The organism is Microbacterium azadirachtae, from assembly GCF_000956505.1.
Taxonomy (GTDB): Bacteria; Actinomycetota; Actinomycetes; order Actinomycetales; family Microbacteriaceae; genus Microbacterium; species Microbacterium azadirachtae_A.
In genome coordinates this window covers 16173-31324 of the sequence record NZ_JYIX01000027.1, presented here as the reverse complement: position 1 = coordinate 31324, position 15152 = coordinate 16173, and the positions used below count along the sequence as shown (strand labels likewise).

13 protein-coding genes are annotated in these 15152 nt (G+C 72.2%); 4 read left to right on the top strand and 9 right to left on the bottom strand.

The features are described from left to right. Positions 1-195: 195 nt before the first annotated feature. Positions 196-750, bottom strand: coding sequence for a hypothetical protein (locus RS86_RS03945; protein WP_045270919.1), 555 nt, complete (start codon positions 748-750; stop codon positions 196-198). A 103-nt stretch (positions 751-853) separates the two neighbouring features. Here RS86_RS03945 and RS86_RS03940 point away from each other — a divergent pair, with 103 nt between their 5' ends. Next, positions 854-2269 carry an MFS transporter gene (locus tag RS86_RS03940; RefSeq protein ID WP_052680056.1) on the top strand — a complete coding sequence of 472 codons (1416 nt, stop codon included), beginning with the start codon at positions 854-856 and terminating at the stop codon, positions 2267-2269. 51 nt (positions 2270-2320) lie between these two features. On the opposite strand, the gene RS86_RS03935 is transcribed toward RS86_RS03940, so the two are convergent. Beyond that, complete coding sequence (locus RS86_RS03935; RefSeq protein WP_045270918.1) at positions 2321-3010, bottom strand: TetR/AcrR family transcriptional regulator; 690 nt, start codon at positions 3008-3010, stop codon at positions 2321-2323. A gap of 73 nt (positions 3011-3083) precedes the next feature. Here RS86_RS03935 and RS86_RS03930 point away from each other — a divergent pair, with 73 nt between their 5' ends. Then, the gene (locus tag RS86_RS03930; RefSeq protein WP_045270917.1) at positions 3084-3977 is read left to right on the top strand and encodes an alpha/beta fold hydrolase; all 894 of its coding nucleotides are present in this window, start codon (positions 3084-3086) and stop codon (positions 3975-3977) included. A 16-nt stretch (positions 3978-3993) separates the two neighbouring features. Here RS86_RS03930 and RS86_RS20060 read toward each other — a convergent pair whose 3' ends face one another. Continuing rightward, on the bottom strand, positions 3994-4575 hold the full coding sequence (locus RS86_RS20060) for a MarR family winged helix-turn-helix transcriptional regulator (RefSeq protein WP_082076541.1): 582 nt from the start codon (positions 4573-4575) through the stop codon (positions 3994-3996). 148 nt (positions 4576-4723) lie between these two features. Between RS86_RS20060 and RS86_RS19765 the strand changes: the two genes are divergently transcribed. Together RS86_RS19765 and RS86_RS19760 are read left to right on the top strand one after the other, a co-directional pair. Continuing rightward, a complete protein-coding gene (locus RS86_RS19765; protein WP_052680055.1) occupies positions 4724-5572 on the top strand; it encodes a MarR family winged helix-turn-helix transcriptional regulator in 849 nt (282 codons plus the stop codon). 131 nt (positions 5573-5703) lie between these two features. Continuing rightward, positions 5704-6621 carry a helix-turn-helix transcriptional regulator gene (locus RS86_RS19760; RefSeq protein ID WP_052680054.1) on the top strand — a complete coding sequence of 306 codons (918 nt, stop codon included), beginning with the start codon at positions 5704-5706 and terminating at the stop codon, positions 6619-6621. Positions 6622-6748: 127 nt separating this feature from the next. On the opposite strand, the gene RS86_RS03910 is transcribed toward RS86_RS19760, so the two are convergent. The 6 genes from RS86_RS03910 to RS86_RS03885 all read right to left on the bottom strand — a co-directional run bounded on the left by RS86_RS03910 (position 6749) and on the right by RS86_RS03885 (position 15143). Further along, on the bottom strand, positions 6749-7963 hold the full coding sequence (locus RS86_RS03910; protein ID WP_045270916.1) for an MFS transporter: 1215 nt from the start codon (positions 7961-7963) through the stop codon (positions 6749-6751). A 100-nt stretch (positions 7964-8063) separates the two neighbouring features. Then, complete coding sequence (locus tag RS86_RS19755; protein ID WP_052680053.1) at positions 8064-8696, bottom strand: hypothetical protein; 633 nt, start codon at positions 8694-8696, stop codon at positions 8064-8066. A 1-nt stretch (position 8697) separates the two neighbouring features. Continuing rightward, positions 8698-9303 (bottom strand): dCTP deaminase, encoded by a 606-nt coding sequence (gene dcd / locus RS86_RS03900; RefSeq protein ID WP_045270915.1) that lies wholly within the window; start codon positions 9301-9303, stop codon positions 8698-8700. 22 nt (positions 9304-9325) lie between these two features. Continuing rightward, positions 9326-10021, bottom strand: coding sequence for a response regulator (locus tag RS86_RS03895; RefSeq protein ID WP_045270914.1), 696 nt, complete (start codon positions 10019-10021; stop codon positions 9326-9328). Next, positions 10018-11385 (bottom strand): sensor histidine kinase, encoded by a 1368-nt coding sequence (locus tag RS86_RS03890; RefSeq protein ID WP_052680052.1) that lies wholly within the window; start codon positions 11383-11385, stop codon positions 10018-10020. Before RS86_RS03890 ends, RS86_RS03895 begins: the two co-directional genes overlap by 4 nt. Further along, positions 11382-15143 carry an efflux RND transporter permease subunit gene (locus RS86_RS03885; protein ID WP_052680051.1) on the bottom strand — a complete coding sequence of 1254 codons (3762 nt, stop codon included), beginning with the start codon at positions 15141-15143 and terminating at the stop codon, positions 11382-11384. The genes RS86_RS03890 and RS86_RS03885 overlap by 4 nt, the downstream gene beginning before the upstream one ends. Positions 15144-15152: the final 9 nt, after the last annotated feature.

Sequence of the window (15152 nt, the reverse complement as noted above, 5' to 3'; positions counted from 1 at the left end):
GCCATGCGTTCAGGGAGACTCGTTAGTTTGGGTTACGGCGTGCTCGTGCGAGTAACGCCTCCGCAGAAGACCTCCGAGTCTTCGGCCGCCCCACCCGTGTCCCGCTTTCGGCGGCACCGCGTCCCACTTCTGGTCCAGCGGGGCCCGATATCGCAGCCAAAACTGGGACACGGTCGGTGACCGCCACGGCCCCCCTCAGGCCTGCGACACGGCGGCGTCGAGCACCGCCACCAGCGGATCCGGGATTCGGTCCGGAGGCAGGGCCGCCACGACATCGGCCGCGAAATGCGCCTTGCGGCCGCTCGCGGTGCCGGCGAAGCGATGCAGCTGCGCCTCGACCGAGCGGACCCGTTGCGCCGGCTGCCCCTGGAAGACCCGGAACAGCGCCAGCTCTCCGCGGGCGGCCAGCGTCTCCAGCACCAGCTCCGGACCGGCGGCGCGGATCACCTCGTCCTCGAGGTCGCGCTCGCAGCCGAAGAATCCCGCCCGGGCGATGACGGCCGGATCCGTCTCGCCCTCGGCCAGCAGTCCTCCGGCGATCAGTGCGCCGATCACGTAGCGCATTTCGGCGGCGTCGTAGAGCCCGCGCACCGGCACCACAGGATCCCTCCGCTCCAGCCAGGAGCGCAGGTTCGTGATGCCGCCGAGAGAGACCACGTCCGCACGGAGGTCGTCCCCGCGGACGCGCGCGGCGGCGAGGAGGGCGAGCCGATCGCTCTCCCCCTCGACGAGCACGACGGGCAGCACCATCCCCCGACGGTACCCGGCACCGCGGACTGCGGCCCCGCGGATCGCGGATCCCGCACCGGCGCGCCGCTACCTCTCGTTCACCGGCACGCACGAGACTTCCTGCATGAGCAACGGCGATCATCCCGAACCCCAGGCGACCGCGAACAGCGGCGCCGTCGCGGTCGTGGGCCTGGACCTCCGCGGGGACGAGCCGGCGCCGAAGAAGCAGATCTACTCCTGGGCGCTCTGGGACTGGGCGACGCAGCCGTTCCACTCGGTGATCCTGACCTTCATCTTCACCGCGCTGTACCTGACGACGAACGCGTTCCTGCCGCCCGAGCTCGCGCAGCTCGACAAGACGGATCCGGCCAGGGTCGCCGGGATCGCAGAGCTCACGAGCGGCCTCGGGCTCGGCGGCACGATCGCCGGCCTTGCGATCCTGCTGCTCGCGCCCGTGCTCGGGCAGCGCGCGGACGCGGCAGGGCGGCAGAAGCTGTGGCTCGGGATCGGCACGGGCGCCCTGATCCTGTGCATGCTCGGACTCTGGTTCGTCACACCGACGCCCTCGCTGTTCTGGCTGGGGGTCGCCCTGATCTCCGCCGGCGTCGTGTTCAGCGAGATCGCCTCGGTCAATTCCAACGCGATGCTCATCTCGATCGCGAGCCCCAAGACGGTCGGGCGAATCTCGGGCCTCGGCTGGGGCTTCGGCTATCTGGGCGGCATCGTCGCGCTCGTCCTGGTGATCGTGTTCTACATGTCGGACTGGTTCGGGCTCTCCGCGGACGGCGGACTCCCGTTCCGCATCATCGCGGTCGGCTGCGCGGTCTGGGCGATCGCGTTCTCGATCCCCATCTTCCTGAACGTGCCGGAGCCGTCGCTCGGCCGTCCGGACCGGAAGGTCGGCTTCTTCGCCTCTTACGTACTGCTCGTGAAGGACGTGATCGGCCTCTACCGCAACCCCGGCACGCGCACGACGTTCTGGTTCCTCGTCGCGAGCGCGGTCTTCCGCGACGGCCTGAGCGCGGTCTTCACCTTCGGCGCCGTGATCGCGAGCACCGTCTTCGGCTTCGACTTCATCCATCTGGTGATCTTCGGCGTCGCCGCGAACCTGATCGCCGGTGTCTCCACGATCCTGGCAGGCCGCCTCGACGACCGCTGGGGCCCGAAGCGGCTCATCATCATCTCGCTCGCCTGCATGATCGTGTCCGGCATCGCGGTGTTCGCGCTGGTCGACACCGGCCAGGTCGCCTACTGGATCGGCGGTCTGATCCTGTGCGCGTTCGTCGGACCGGCGCAGTCCGCGGGGCGCTCGTTCCTGGCCCGGGTCACACCGGCCGGCCGCGAGGGCGAGGTCTTCGGCCTCTACGCCACGACCGGCCGCGCTGCGAGCTGGATCGCCCAAGGCGCCTGGACGGTGCTGATCATCCTGACCGGGAACACCAAGTTCGGCATCCTCGGCATCGTCGCGGTGCTGCTGGTGGGCCTGCTGCTGCTCCTGCCGGTCAAGGAGACGCGGCGGAGCGTGCGGCTCTCGCACTAGGCCGGATCTCGGCGGAGCACCGCCCACGGACCGCGTCCGCCCGGCGGATCCCTACGCGTCGAGCGCGATCACATGCCCCGGTGCCGCACCCGCGGCGCGCAGCCGATCGCGCATCGCCCGAGCCGCGAGAGTGTAGGGGCGATCGTCCTGAAGGAGCAGCGAGCGCGAGTTGGCCTCCTCGTTCAGCGCGACGAGCTCGAACGCCAGCTGCTCGGCATCCGCTCCGGCGTCGAGCTCCCCCGCAGCGATCCCGTGCCGCACCTGCGCCTCGACGTAGCCGTACCAGTCCACGAGGGCAGTGCGCACGGCATCTCGCACCGGACCGGGCTTGGAATCCACGTCTGCGGCGGTCGCCGCGAAGAAACAGCCGCCCGTGAAGACCCGGTCGCGGGAGTAGTCCAGGGCGTTGCGGAGCAGGGCCGACAGCCGCCGCACCCCGCGGGGCTCGACGCGTGCCCGCTCGACGATGAGCGCGGTGAAGATCTCCCGCGCGGCGGCGATCGTCGCGAGCTGCAGCCCCTCTTTGCTCTGGAACAGCGTCGCGATGCTGCTCTTGCCCCGCCCGGACGCCGTCGCCAGCCGCCCGATCGTGAGGCCGTCCAGGCCGTCCACCGACGCGATGTCCGTCGCGCTCTCGAGCACGGTGCGTCGCGAGGCGTCGCCGCGCAGGCGACGTCCGTCCGACGTCGGCCCCGGTGCGATCCCGGCGCCGGCCGCTGGGCGGGGCGCGACTTTCGACATGCCCCTAGTGTACGAACGATCGTTCGCTTATTCTACGTATGACCGTTCGTATTCTTTGTCCGAGGGGGATCCCATGCCCACTTCCGCCCGCCTGATCCTCGGCGGCATCCGCGCCGCCGGCGCCGTGTCGCCGCGCCTCGCCGGCCGCCTCGCCCTGCGCCTGTTCTTCACGACGGCCCCGCGCATGGCCGTGCGCGGCTCCGACCTCGCCACACATCGGGACGCCCAGCGGGGACGGATCCCGATCCGCGGAACCGAGATCGCCGCCTACCGCTGGGGGCGCGGCGAGCGCGCCGTGCTGCTGATGCACGGCTGGCAGGGGCGAGCATCGCAGTTCGCCCCGCTCGTGCGCGAGCTGGTCACCGAGGGCTTCCGGGTGGTCTCCTTCGACGCTCCCGCGCATGGAGACTCCGCCGGGCGGAGCACCGACCTTCGAGACTGGGTCACTGCCGCGGAGCAGCTGCAGCGCAGCGATGGTCCCTTCCATGCGATCGTCGGCCACTCCTTCGGCGGGCTCGCCGCCCTCACCGCCGCGCGCACGACCGTGCCCGCCTCCCGCGTCGCGGTCATCGCCGGCGCCTCCGCGCCGACCGCATTCCTCGCGGAGTTCTCCCGCACCCTTCGCCTCGAGCCCGCGGTCGCCGCGCGCTTCGAGCAGCGGTTCGGGGCGCGATTCGGCCTCGACCCGGAGGGGATCGCCGCGGCCTACGACGCGGTGCAGAACCCGCTGCCCTCCGGCACCGAGCTTCTCGTGGTGCACGACCGCGTCGACCGCCGCATGCCCGACGCCGATGCCCTGCGCCTGCACGCCGCGCACGCCGGCCGCTCGCACCTGCTGCGCACCGAGGGGTTCGGGCACAACCGCGTACTGCAAGCGGATCCGGTGCTCGACGCGGTCGTCGCCTTCACCGGCGCAGGAATCGCGGGCATCACGACATCGGAGCCGCAGGTCGCCACCGCGCCCTGAGCGATTCCCCGCCCGGTCAGCGCCAGTTCGCGGCGACCTTGGCGAGCAGGCGTGCGAACTCGGCCTGCTCCTCGGCCGTCAGCGCCGACATCGCGCCGCGCAGCGCCTCGCGCCGGTCACCGCGGACGCCGCGCCCCATCCGCCGCCCCTCGTCGGTGAGCACGATCCGCGTGCGGCGGGCGTCGTCGGGATCCGCGTCGCGGCGCAGCCAGCCTCGCTCGACGCCCTGCTGCACGAGACGCGAGGCGCGTGGCTGATCCACGCCGATCGCCTCGCCCAGCGCGCTGACGCTGAGCGGCCCCGAGGCCAGCGCTTCGAGCATGCGCAGCCGCGCGGGCGCCTCACCGCGCCCACCACCCCAGGGGCCGCCGCCCCAGGGGCCGGCGCCTCGCCCATGCGGATCCGCGTGCGGACCGCCGTGATCCCCGTGATCGCCGTGCGGCCCGCCGCGCCCGCGGAACCCCTCGCCATGCCGCGGGTCCCCGTCATGCATCCCGTGACGGTGCTCGCGGGGCGAACGCGGCCCGCGTCCGCGCAGCAGGCCGAGCGCGGCGACGATCGCGTCGAGCGGATCCGGGTTCTCGGCATCGTGAGGCATGCTCCGATTTTACATGCGACTTGACATGGACCCCAATTGCATGTCACACTGCATGTACATGGCAGATGACATGGATCCGGGAGAACCGGAGAGACGGCCGCCACAGCGACGAGCCGCCGTCATCGCCCCGATACCTGAAGGACTTCGCATGAACAGCACAGAGAACACCCCAGAGAACACGCCCGCCGACCGGAGCCGCCCGTTCGGCTTCTGGATCACCGCCGTCGACCGCCTGCTGGCGGCCGAGTTCGCCACCGCCTTCGAGGACGAGGGGATCACCCGCCGTGACTGGCGGATCCTCAACGCCGTCGACGGCACCGTCCCGCTCGGGCGGGACCTCCCCGACGGCAAGGTGCGCCACCTGGCCGCCCTCGGCTGGGTCGAGCCCGGCCCGGACGGCTGGACGCTCACCGCAGAAGGCGCCGCCGCCAAGGCGCGCCTGAGCACCGCCGTCGAGGAGATCCGCGCGCAGGTCGCCGGCGCCCTCGACCCTGAGGAGTTCGCCACGATGGCGGCCGCCCTCGAGAAGCTCGCCCGCGGCCTCGGCTACGAGGAGGGCACGCGCCTGCCCCGTCGTCACACCGGCGAGCGCCGGGGCGCGGGCCGCGACCGTCGCGAGCACGGACACCGCGGTCGCGGTCACCGCGGGCACGATCGTCACCACGGCGACCACCACGACGGAGAGTTCGGCGAGCGCTTCGCGCGCCACGGCGAGCACCCCCGTCATGAGGACGGCTTCCACGGCGGCCACCCCGGCGGCTTCGGACACGGCCGCTTCGGCGGGCGTTCCGGTGCCGGTCGCGAGTGGTCGCACCGCGAGCACCTCCGTCACGAGCACCTCCGTCACGAGCACCGCTGCGGAGGGCACGCGGACGGCGAGCGCCTCCCCCGTGAGCACGGGCGCGGCGAGCACCCGTTCCGCGGGCACGGTGCACCCGGTCGCTCCCCTGCCCACCTCCACATCCACCTGCACGACGGCCGCCACCGCAACGGCTGACCTCGCGCGTCCGATCCGGCCCCTGCCCGCACTCCGCGGCGGGGGCCGGATCCTTCTGTCCGGCTCTCCGCCGACGACGCCCTCGTCCGCGCGGCGGAATAGAGCCCGCGCGTGCACGGTTTCCCTTTCACATGACCCTTATCGCTCCCGACCGGATGCCGCCGCTGCACGCCGTGCCGGACGTGGCGATGCAGGCCCGCGGCGCCGTCGATGCCCTCCTCGCGACCGTCGACGTCCGGCTGCGGCGGCAGGTGCGCATCGCGCCGGATCCCGCCGAGACCATCGCCCTGGATCGCAACGCGCTCTCGGTCGTCTATGTCATCGAGGGCGCCGTGCACACCCGCTGCGGCGACAAGCCGATGTCGCTCGCCCACGGCGACGCCATGCTGACCCCCGGCCGCCTGCCGATGTCGCTCAAGACCGACCCCGGCACGCGGATCCTGGTGTCCACCCTCATCCTCGCTCCCGCGGCCGCGCACGTCGCGGACGCACTGCCCGACATCGCCCTGGTGCGCGACTTCGCCCACCACGAGCCGGCCGCCGCCGCCCTGGCCGCGCAGGTGGGGCTCGACCTCACCGCGCTCCCGCTGGACACCGCCGCACTCGAGGACGCGAGCCGCGACGGCGACGCCGTGATCTGCCGCATGATGGCGAACACCGTGCTGGCGTCGGTGATCCGCGCATGGGCCGCGCACGGCTGCGCCCCTGCGGGCTGGCCCGCGCGCACGAGCGACCCGTTCCTGGAGCGCGTGATCGAGGCGATCCACGCCGCGCCGGGACGCGACTGGAGCGTCGAGGGCATGGCCAGTGTCGGCGCCATGTCGCGGACGGTGTTCGCGGAGCGGTTCCGCGCCGCGTTCGGCACCTCGCCGGCGAGCTATGTGACCGAGGTGCGCATCCGCGCCGCGCAGGACCGTCTCGCGCTCGGCTGCCTGGTCAGCGAGATCTCCCGCGACCTCGGCTACAGCTCCGACGAGGGGTTCAGCCGCGCGTTCCGCCGCCGCACCGGGCAGACCCCGTCCGCCTGGCGCGAGGCTCGCACCGCCTGACGGCGGCCGGATCCGCCGGATCCCCGCCTCAACGTCGAAGGACGATGGCCACTTCTGAGGATGGATCCGCTCGGATCCTCCTGCAGAGTCGCCATCGTCCTTCAGGGTTGCGGGACCGACGCCCGGATCAGCGCTCCGCGCGGGCGCTGATCCGGCTCGAGAACCCGAACAGCACCGCGCCGACGATGAGCACGGCCGCACCGATCACGTAGACCTGGGAGATCCCGATGCCGTCCACCAGCAGACCGCCGACGCCCGCGGCGATCATGATCGCGGCCTGGAACCCCATGACCACCAGGCTCCCGCCCGACTCGAGCCGGTCCGGCATGCGATGCCCGATCCAGGTGTTCACGATCAGCAGCCACGAGGCGAAGAAGAAGCCCCAGACGAACGCGACCACGCCGATCGCCCACAGGGATCCGACCAGCGCGTTCATCAGCAGCACCATCCCGGCGATCACGAGCGGGGTGATCACCGCGAGCGTCCGGTAACGGCGGTCGACGATGATGCCGATCGCGATGTTCCCTATGAAGCCGCCGATGCCGAACAGCGCGAGCAGCAGGATGATCGTTCCCTCGGTGATCGCGGCGCCGCCCTCGTGGACCCGCTCGAGGGCGACCCGGATGTACGTGTACGCGATGAAGTGCCCGAGCACGACGAGCACATGGCCGACCACACCCAGACCGACGCCGCGACGACGGAACGTCTCGACCAGGGTCGACAACCGGGCAGTCCCTTCGGCGGGCACGCTCGGGAGCAGGATCCGCAGAAGGACCGCGAGGACGACGCTGGCCGCCGCGGCGATCCCGAACACCCCGCGCCAGTCGAGCACCTGACTGAGCAGCACGCCCGCCGGCACGCCCGCCACTGTCGCGAGCGATACGCCGGCCGAATTGAACATCATCGCCCGGCCCAGGCGCTCCGGCCCGGCGATCCGCGCCGCCACCGTCACCGACATCGACCAGAAGCCGCTCAGTGCGGCGCCCAGCAGCACGCGGGCGACGAGCAGCAGCGGCAGGTTCGGCGCGACGGCGACGATCAGATTCGAGACGGCCGCGCCGATCGCCATCCACACCAGCAGCGAGCGACGATCCAGACGGGGCAGCATGAGGCCGATGGTCGGCGCCACGATGAGCCCTGCGAGCGCCGTCACCGTGACCATCTGGCCGGCCTGGCCGGGCGTGACCCCGATCTCCGCCGCGATGTCGGTGAGCAGACCGCCGGGGAGGAACTCCGCGGTGACGAGCAGGAACGCCGTCGCCATCATGGCGAGCAGGGCGCTGTAGTTCAGCCGGCGCGGGGCGGCGGCCGCGGTCGTGGGCACAGGGGCGGTCGTGGTCATGCTTCCAGCTTTCCGTGTTCTTCGCGCGGGCGCCCGACCGTGCGTCCGGCGGATCCGACCGATCGTCCGGATCGGCCGTCGCGCGCGAACCCCGTGTCCGTCAGACGAGCGGCAGCACGGCCGGGAGCGCGGCGGCGGCGATCGGGAACGGCCACGCGGCGTTCGCGATGAGCACGGCGATCAGCACGATGGCGCCGACCAGCAGCACGACGAGGAGCAGGAACACCAGCCCGACGAGCAGCGGGTAGTTGCCACCCCCGCCCTCCGGGGCGAGCGGCGGCGCTGGTCGCTCCGGCGGAAGCGCGGGGAGCGGCGGAGGCCCCGAGGCGGGAGCCGGATCCTCCACAGGAGTCGGATCCTCCGGGGGAGCCGGATCCGCCACAGGAGCCGGGGCGCGCGAGACCTCGGCATCGGCAGCGGCCGGGCTCTCGGGCGCGGGCTCCGCGTCGCCGAACGCCGCAGGGTCCGGCGAGGCGAGGAGCTCCGCGAGCCCCGGCGTCTCCTCCGCCGGCGCGGCCTCCGCGGGCGGGGCGAGCAGGTCGGCGAGCGCTGCGCTCTCCTCGGCCGGGGCGATCTCGGGATCGGCCAGGAGATCGGCCAGCCCCTCGCTCTCCACCGGGACAGGGGCGAGCTCGGTGTCGCCGGCAGGCGGCGGCGCTGCAGGCGGCGGCGCGACGGACGGCTTCGGTGCGGACTGCGCGTCCGGGTTCGGATCCGTCTCGTCCGCGCTCATGTCAGCCTCCGGTGGATCCCGCGTCGGTGACGCCGACGTCGGTGCGATGGAAGTTCTGGAACGAGCGCGACGCCGTCGGGCCGCGCTGCCCCTGGTAGCGGTTGCCGTACGGACCGGATCCGTACGGGTTCTCCGCCGGAGAGGACAGCTGGAAGAAGCACAGCTGTCCGATCTTCATGCCGGGCCAGAGCTTGATCGGCAGGGTCGCGACGTTCGCGAGCTCGAGCGTGACGTGCCCCGTGAAGCCGGGATCGATGAAGCCGGCCGTGGAGTGCGTGATGAGCCCGAGGCGACCCAGCGAGGACTTGCCCTCGAGACGGGCGGCGACATCCTCCGAGAGCGACACCTGCTCGAACGTCGCACCGAGTGCGAACTCCCCCGGGTGCAGCACGAACGGCTCATCCGGCTCGACCTCGATCAGCCGCGTCAGTTCTGGCTGGTCCTCTCCCGGGTCGATGAAGGGGTATTTGTGGTTGTCGAAGAGGCGGAAGTAGCGGTCCAGCCGCACATCGATGCTCGACGGCTGGATCATCGACGGTTCGAGCGGATCCAGTCCGATCCGTCCCGTGTCGAGCCCCGCCCTGATATCCCTGTCGCTCAGCAGCACGGTTTCAGCGTAGTCGGTGCGGTCACTGCGGATCGGTCAGGCCGTTCCGGAACGCGAACACGACCGCCAGCACGCGATCCCGCATGCCGAGCTTCTGCAGCACGCGGCCGACGTGGGTCTTGACGGTCGATTCGCTCAGCCAGAGCTTCTCCGCGATCTCGGCGTTGGACAGCCCCTGCACGAGCGCGTCGAAGACCTCGCGCTCCCGGTCGGTGAGCACCTGCAGTCGGGCCGCGGCCGCGCGCCGGTCGTCATCCTTCGCGCGGCGGGCGGGATCCTCCGCGGCGCGGGTGAGCGCGCCGAAGCGCCGCAGCAGCTCCGACGTGACCCGCGGGGCGAGCACGGCGTCGCCGGCGGCCACCGCACGGATCGCGGCGATGATGTCCTCGGCATCCGAGTCCTTGAGCAGGAAGCCGCTGGCTCCGGCGTCGATCGCGCCGAACGCGTAGGCGTCCAGGTCGAAGGTGGTGAGCACGAGCACTCTGATGCCGCTGCCTGACGAGACGAGTTCCCTCGTCGCCTCCAGGCCGTCCATGCGGGGCATCTGCACGTCCATCAGCACGACGTCCGGCTGGTGCACGTTCGCGAGCGCCACGGCCTCGATGCCGTCCTGCGCCTCACCGACCACCTCGATGTCCGGCTGGGCGCCCAGCACCATCGCGAGGCCCGCGCGGATCAGGGCCTGGTCGTCGGCGATGAGCACCCGCACCGCCGTCATGACCCGCTCCTCGGCAGCGCGAGGCGCACGGTCCAGCCACGGGCGCCCGATGGGCCGGCGTCGAGCGTTCCTCCATAGAGGGCCGCCCGCTCACGCATCCCCAGCAGCCCGCGCCCGACGCGGGCGGGGGCCGGCGCGCCCTCCGATCCGCTCGCGCGGCCGCGCTCCGGCGTGCCGCCGTGCCCCGAGCGCGTGCCCTCCGCCGCGACCGTCGCCACCGCGCCGTCGTCGCGGATCTCGGCGTGGATCGCATCCTCGTCCACCCGCACCTCGACCCGCACCTGGGTGGGCGCCTCGGCGTGCCGGAGCGCATTGGTGAGGGACTCCTGCACCACCCGGAACACGGTCATCTGGAGCCCTGCCGGGATCCCCTGCGCATCGACGGCCGCGGGTCCCGGGGTGCCTTCCCGCCCCGCCCGTCCCAGGTCCAGGTCCAGTCGCACCGGCAGCCCGATCCCTCGGTAGACCTCGGCGAGGCGCGGCAGGTCCTCGAGCCCTGTACCGGTGCGCGCGGACTCCTGTCCGTTCGGCCGTTCGAGCACCCCGAGCGCCCTCCGCATCTCGTCGAGGGAGGAGCGCGCGACGCCGCCGATCTGGCCCACCGCCTCCCGTGCGCGGTCCGGATCGGCGTCGAACACGGCCCTCGTGCCGTCGGCCAGCCGCACGATGACGCTCAGCGAGTGCGACACGATGTCGTGCACGTCGCGGGCGATGCGCGAGCGCTCGGCGAGGGCGGCGAGCTGCGCCTCCTGATCGCGCTCATGCTCCAGGATCCGCGCCCGCTCCACGAGGGCCGCCACGTAGCGGCGGCGGTTGCCCGCGTTCTGCCCCCACAGCAGCGCGACCAGGAGCAAGAGCAGATCGAAGGCGGCCCAGGTCAGGGCGGTTTCCAGTCGCGACCCGGAGCGGTTCACGGGCGTGAAGCCGAACCCCGTGAGCAGGTGCACGGCGCTCAGCACGAGGGTCACCGCGTAGGCGACCGCTCCGGCGATCCACGCCCGGGACACCCGGTCGTACACGGCGATCGCGAACACCGCGTACGCGACTGCGAACGCTCCCACATCGAGCGAGAACGGCAGCAGCACGAGCGGCAGCGTGACCGAGACGAGGAAGAGCAGCACCGGGTTGCGCCGACGGAGAAGCACCATGGTCGTCGCGACGATCGCGACCACGACGAGCCCGAGGCCGAAGCCCCACGGCCCGACGGGTCGCGCCGCGATCGCAGGATCCGCGGATTCCGCCGCGAACATCGGCACAGCCGTCAGCACGACCCAGCTGAGCGTCGTGAGCGCGTCGGCCACGTGCGGATGACGCTGCCAGCGCGACGCGGCGCGATCCAGGGCGCGCGCGGAGCCGTCGGTCACGTCGCCAGTCTCCCACGGTCCTCCGGGTCGGCGGACGCCGCCCGATCCGTGCTCGTGCGCGACGAGCGGGGCCCGGGCTCCTCGGCGCTCAGCGGCAGCGCAGCGGCCGTCTCGCCCTCGGACGATGCCGGATCCTGCTCGTTCTCGAACACCTCGACTCCGGCGGTGCGGCCCTGGCGGCGGGCCTCGCGACGCTCCCGCCGCGCCTGCCGGCGGTCTCCGCGGCGCTCGTACAGCACGACCAGCGCCGGCACCAGCAGCAGCGTGAGCACGGTCGACGACACCAGCCCGCCGATCACGACGATCGCCAGCGACTGCGAGATGAACGCCCCGCCACCGGTGATGCCGAGCGCCATCGGGATGAGCGCGAAGATGGTCGCGCACGCGGTCATGATGATCGGCCGCAGGCGCAGTCGCGCGCCGTGCACCACGGCGTCGTCCAGGCCCGAGCCGTTCCTGCGATACTCGTTGATGAGGTCGATCAGCACGATCGCGTTCGTGACCACGATCCCGATCAGCATGAGCATGCCGATCAGCGCCGGAATGCCGAGCGGCGTTCCGGTGATCAGCAGGCCCGCGATCGCCCCTGTCGCGGCGAACGGCACCGAGACCAGCAGCAGCAGGGGCTGCACGAGCGAGCGGAACGTCGCGACCAGCACGATGTAGACCAGGGCGATCGCGGCGAGCATGGCGATGCCGAGCTCCCCGAACGACTGCGCCTGCTCGGCGGCGGCGCCGCCCTCGTCCAGGCTCACGCCTGCGGGCAGGGAGACCCCATCCACGGCTGTCTGCACGCCGTACGACGCCGTGGAGAGGTCCGCCCCCTCGGCGGGCGTGGCCGAGATCGTGACCGCGCGGGCGCCGTCGATCCGGGTGATCGTCGCGGGGGCCGAGACGACCTCCACCGCGGCGATGTCGCCGACCCGGATAGGCGTCGCGCGCAGGTGCTCGAGGTCGCGCTGCGCCTGGGTGAGCCGGTCGGTCTCGGCCTGCTGGCGCGAGCCGTCGGCGATCGCGGTGCGCGCCCCGGAGATCTGCTCGTCCAGGTTGCTCAGCCCGCTCTCCGCCCCGGCCACGGCCTGGGTGAGCTGCTGGACGAGCTTCTGGTACTCGAGCGCGCTGAGCTGGCCCTGCGTCGCGGGGTTCGCGTCGGCGGGCGGCGGGGAGGCGAGCAGCTGCGCGAGCTGCTCGCGCAGCGCGACCAGATCCTGCGCCCCAGAGGAGCGGGCGTCGTACAGCTCGGAGAGCTGCTCGTCGGCCTTGTTCTCGGCCTCCGTGCGCGCCTGGGAGGACATCGCCTCCTGCTCGCGCTGCAGTGCGTCCGCGGCATCCTTCTGCGTCTTCTGCGCCTGGAGCGCCGAGATCGGCAGGGTGAGCGCCTTGACCGCTTCCGGATCCGTCGCCGTCGACTGCGCGCGGACCACCAGATCCGTGGCGGTGCCGTCGATGCCGACGGAGCCGAGCCGCTCGCCCTGCACGGCGGCGGAGATCGCCGCGCCCACCTCGGCGGTGGTGAAGCCCTGCGTCGCGGCGCGCGCCGGATCGACCGAGACCTTCAGCACCGGGAGATCAGAGGCGAGATCGCTCTTCACCGTGCCGATGCCGTCGACCTTGCCGAGTGCGGCGGTGAGCTTCTCGGACGCGCTCGCGAGCGCCTTCTCGTCGGGGCTCTTCACGATCACGTCGATCGAGGACGAGGTGGTCTGCGTCGCCTGCGTCGACACGGTGATGCGGTCGGCGTCAGGGAGCTGGCCCACCGCGGTGCGGATCCGCGGCAGCACGGCCTTGGGGTCCGCATCCGCGGCGATCACGATGTCGAGCGTGACGGGAGCCCCCTGCTCGCCCGCGGTGGTGCGGTACGAGGCGACGCCGTCGAGGTCGCGGACCTTCTTCTCCAGGGCGGTGGCCGCCTTGTCCGAGACGGCGAGCGTGGTGTCCAGCGGCATCGTCTGGGTGACGGTCACCGCGCGCTCGTCGGCGAAGCTGCCGAGCATATCGGTCTTCAGGAACCCGGCGGCCACGATCGTGCCGGCGAACACCACGACCGAGATCAGCACGATGGTGACGGGGCGCCGCAGTGCGAACAGCAGCGAGGGCAGATACGCCCGCTGCATGCGCGTGACGCGCTCGGCGGGATCCTGTGCCGCCGGATCCGAGGCCGAGGCGGTCGCTGCTGCTGTGCCGGCCTGATGCGAGTCCGCGACGGCCGGGCCCGACGCCTCCGCGTGCTCCACCAGGGCGGTCGCCCCGTGCTCGACGTCCGCGGCGGCCTCCGCCGCCGCCCCCTTCGCCGGACGGCGCAGGAACCAGTACGCGAGCACGGGCACGATCGTCAGCGACACCAGCAGCGAGGCCAGCAGCGCGATCGTCACCGTCAGCGCGAACGGCCGGAACAGCTCCCCGGCCATGCCGCCGACGAGCGCGACCGGCAGGAACACCGCGACCGTCGTCAGCGTCGACGCCGTCACGGCACCGGCCACCTGGCGCACCGCGGCGAGCACGTCCGCGGGCGTGAGCGGTGCGGATCCGCGTCGTCGCGCGATGTTCTCGATGACGACGATCGAGTCGTCGACGACCCGACCCACGGCGACCGTCAGCGCGGCGAGCGTGAACACGTTGAAGGAGAAGCCGCCGACGCGCAGTCCGATCACCGCGATGAGCAGTGAAAGCGGGATCGAGACGGCCGTGATCACCGTCGCCTTCGGAGAGAGCAGGAAGACCAGGATGATGAGCACCGCGAACACGAGGCCCAGGCCGCCCTCGACGGCCAGGTCGTGGGTCGACTTCTCGATCATCGTGGACTGGTCGAACAGCACGGAGCTCGCGGCATTCGCACCGAGAGAGGGCAGGGTCTTCCCGACCGCGGCGGTCACCGCATGCGACACCTGCACGGCGTTCGCCTCGGGGGTCTTGGTGATCGTCAGGCTCAGTGCGGGACGGCCGTCCGAGCGCGAGATCGAGCTCTGCGGGACGGGAGCGAGCTCGACCGTCGCGACCTCGGACAACGGCACGGGCCCCTGCATCGTCGGGATCGGCATCGCGGAGAGCCGCTCGATCGACGTGCCCTCCTGGCCCACCTCGATCGCCATCGCCCTGGTGCCGTCGCTGCTGGTTCCGGCCGGAACCACGACGCCGGCGGTGCGCAGGATCCCCGACACCGCGGCCGCATCGACCGATCGCGCCGAGAGCTTGGCCGGATCCAGGGTCACCAGCACGCGCTCGGAGACGCGTCCCGACACCTGCACGGCGCGCACGCCCGGCACGTGCTCGATCGCGGAGACGAGGGTCTTGTCCACTCGGTCGGCCAGTGCCTCGACGTCGCCGTCCCCGGTGATCGCGAGGCTCTGCACCGGGATGTCGGCGGAGCTGCCCGCATACACCTCGGTGTGGATGCCGTCGGCGGCGGATCCGGCGGCCGTCGCGGCGGCCTTGAGGTCGGCGAGGATCTTGGTGTCGTCGCGGCCGAACGCCCACGACACGGTCAGCTGCCCGCTGCCGCTCGAGGTACTCGTGCGCACCTCGTCCACCCCTGTCACGGAGCCCAGCGTGTCGGACAGCGGCTTCACGACGTCGTGGTCGAGGGTCTCGGCAGAGGCGCCGGGCTTGGTCACGAGGACGACCGCCGCGGGCTGCGACATCGACGGCAGCAGCTCCTGCTTCATGCTGCCGGTGGCCCAGAGCCCCGCCCCGACGATGAGGACGGTGAACAGGGCGACGACGGCGCGGTTGGCGAGGCTGAGTCGGGTCAGCAGGGTCACGGATCCTCC

Bases quoted from the DNA above. Each gene is read 5' to 3' on its own strand.
- RS86_RS03910 (WP_045270916.1), bottom strand. From the start codon at position 7,963: ATGACCACGACCGCCCCTGTGCCCACGACCGCGGCCGCCGCCCCGCGC.
- RS86_RS20060 (WP_082076541.1), bottom strand. From the start codon at position 4,575: ATGCCTCACGATGCCGAGAACCCGGATCCGCTCGACGCGATCGTCGCC.
- RS86_RS03945 (WP_045270919.1), bottom strand. From the start codon at position 750: ATGGTGCTGCCCGTCGTGCTCGTCGAGGGGGAGAGCGATCGGCTCGCC.
- RS86_RS19765 (WP_052680055.1), top strand. From the start codon at position 4,724: ATGAACAGCACAGAGAACACCCCAGAGAACACGCCCGCCGACCGGAGC.
- RS86_RS03930 (WP_045270917.1), top strand. From the start codon at position 3,084: ATGCCCACTTCCGCCCGCCTGATCCTCGGCGGCATCCGCGCCGCCGGC.
- RS86_RS03895 (WP_045270914.1), bottom strand. From the start codon at position 10,021: ATGACGGCGGTGCGGGTGCTCATCGCCGACGACCAGGCCCTGATCCGC.
- RS86_RS19755 (WP_052680053.1), bottom strand. From the start codon at position 8,696: ATGAGCGCGGACGAGACGGATCCGAACCCGGACGCGCAGTCCGCACCG.
- RS86_RS19760 (WP_052680054.1), top strand. From the start codon at position 5,704: ATGACCCTTATCGCTCCCGACCGGATGCCGCCGCTGCACGCCGTGCCG.
- RS86_RS03940 (WP_052680056.1), top strand. From the start codon at position 854: ATGAGCAACGGCGATCATCCCGAACCCCAGGCGACCGCGAACAGCGGC.
- RS86_RS03935 (WP_045270918.1), bottom strand. From the start codon at position 3,010: ATGTCGAAAGTCGCGCCCCGCCCAGCGGCCGGCGCCGGGATCGCACCG.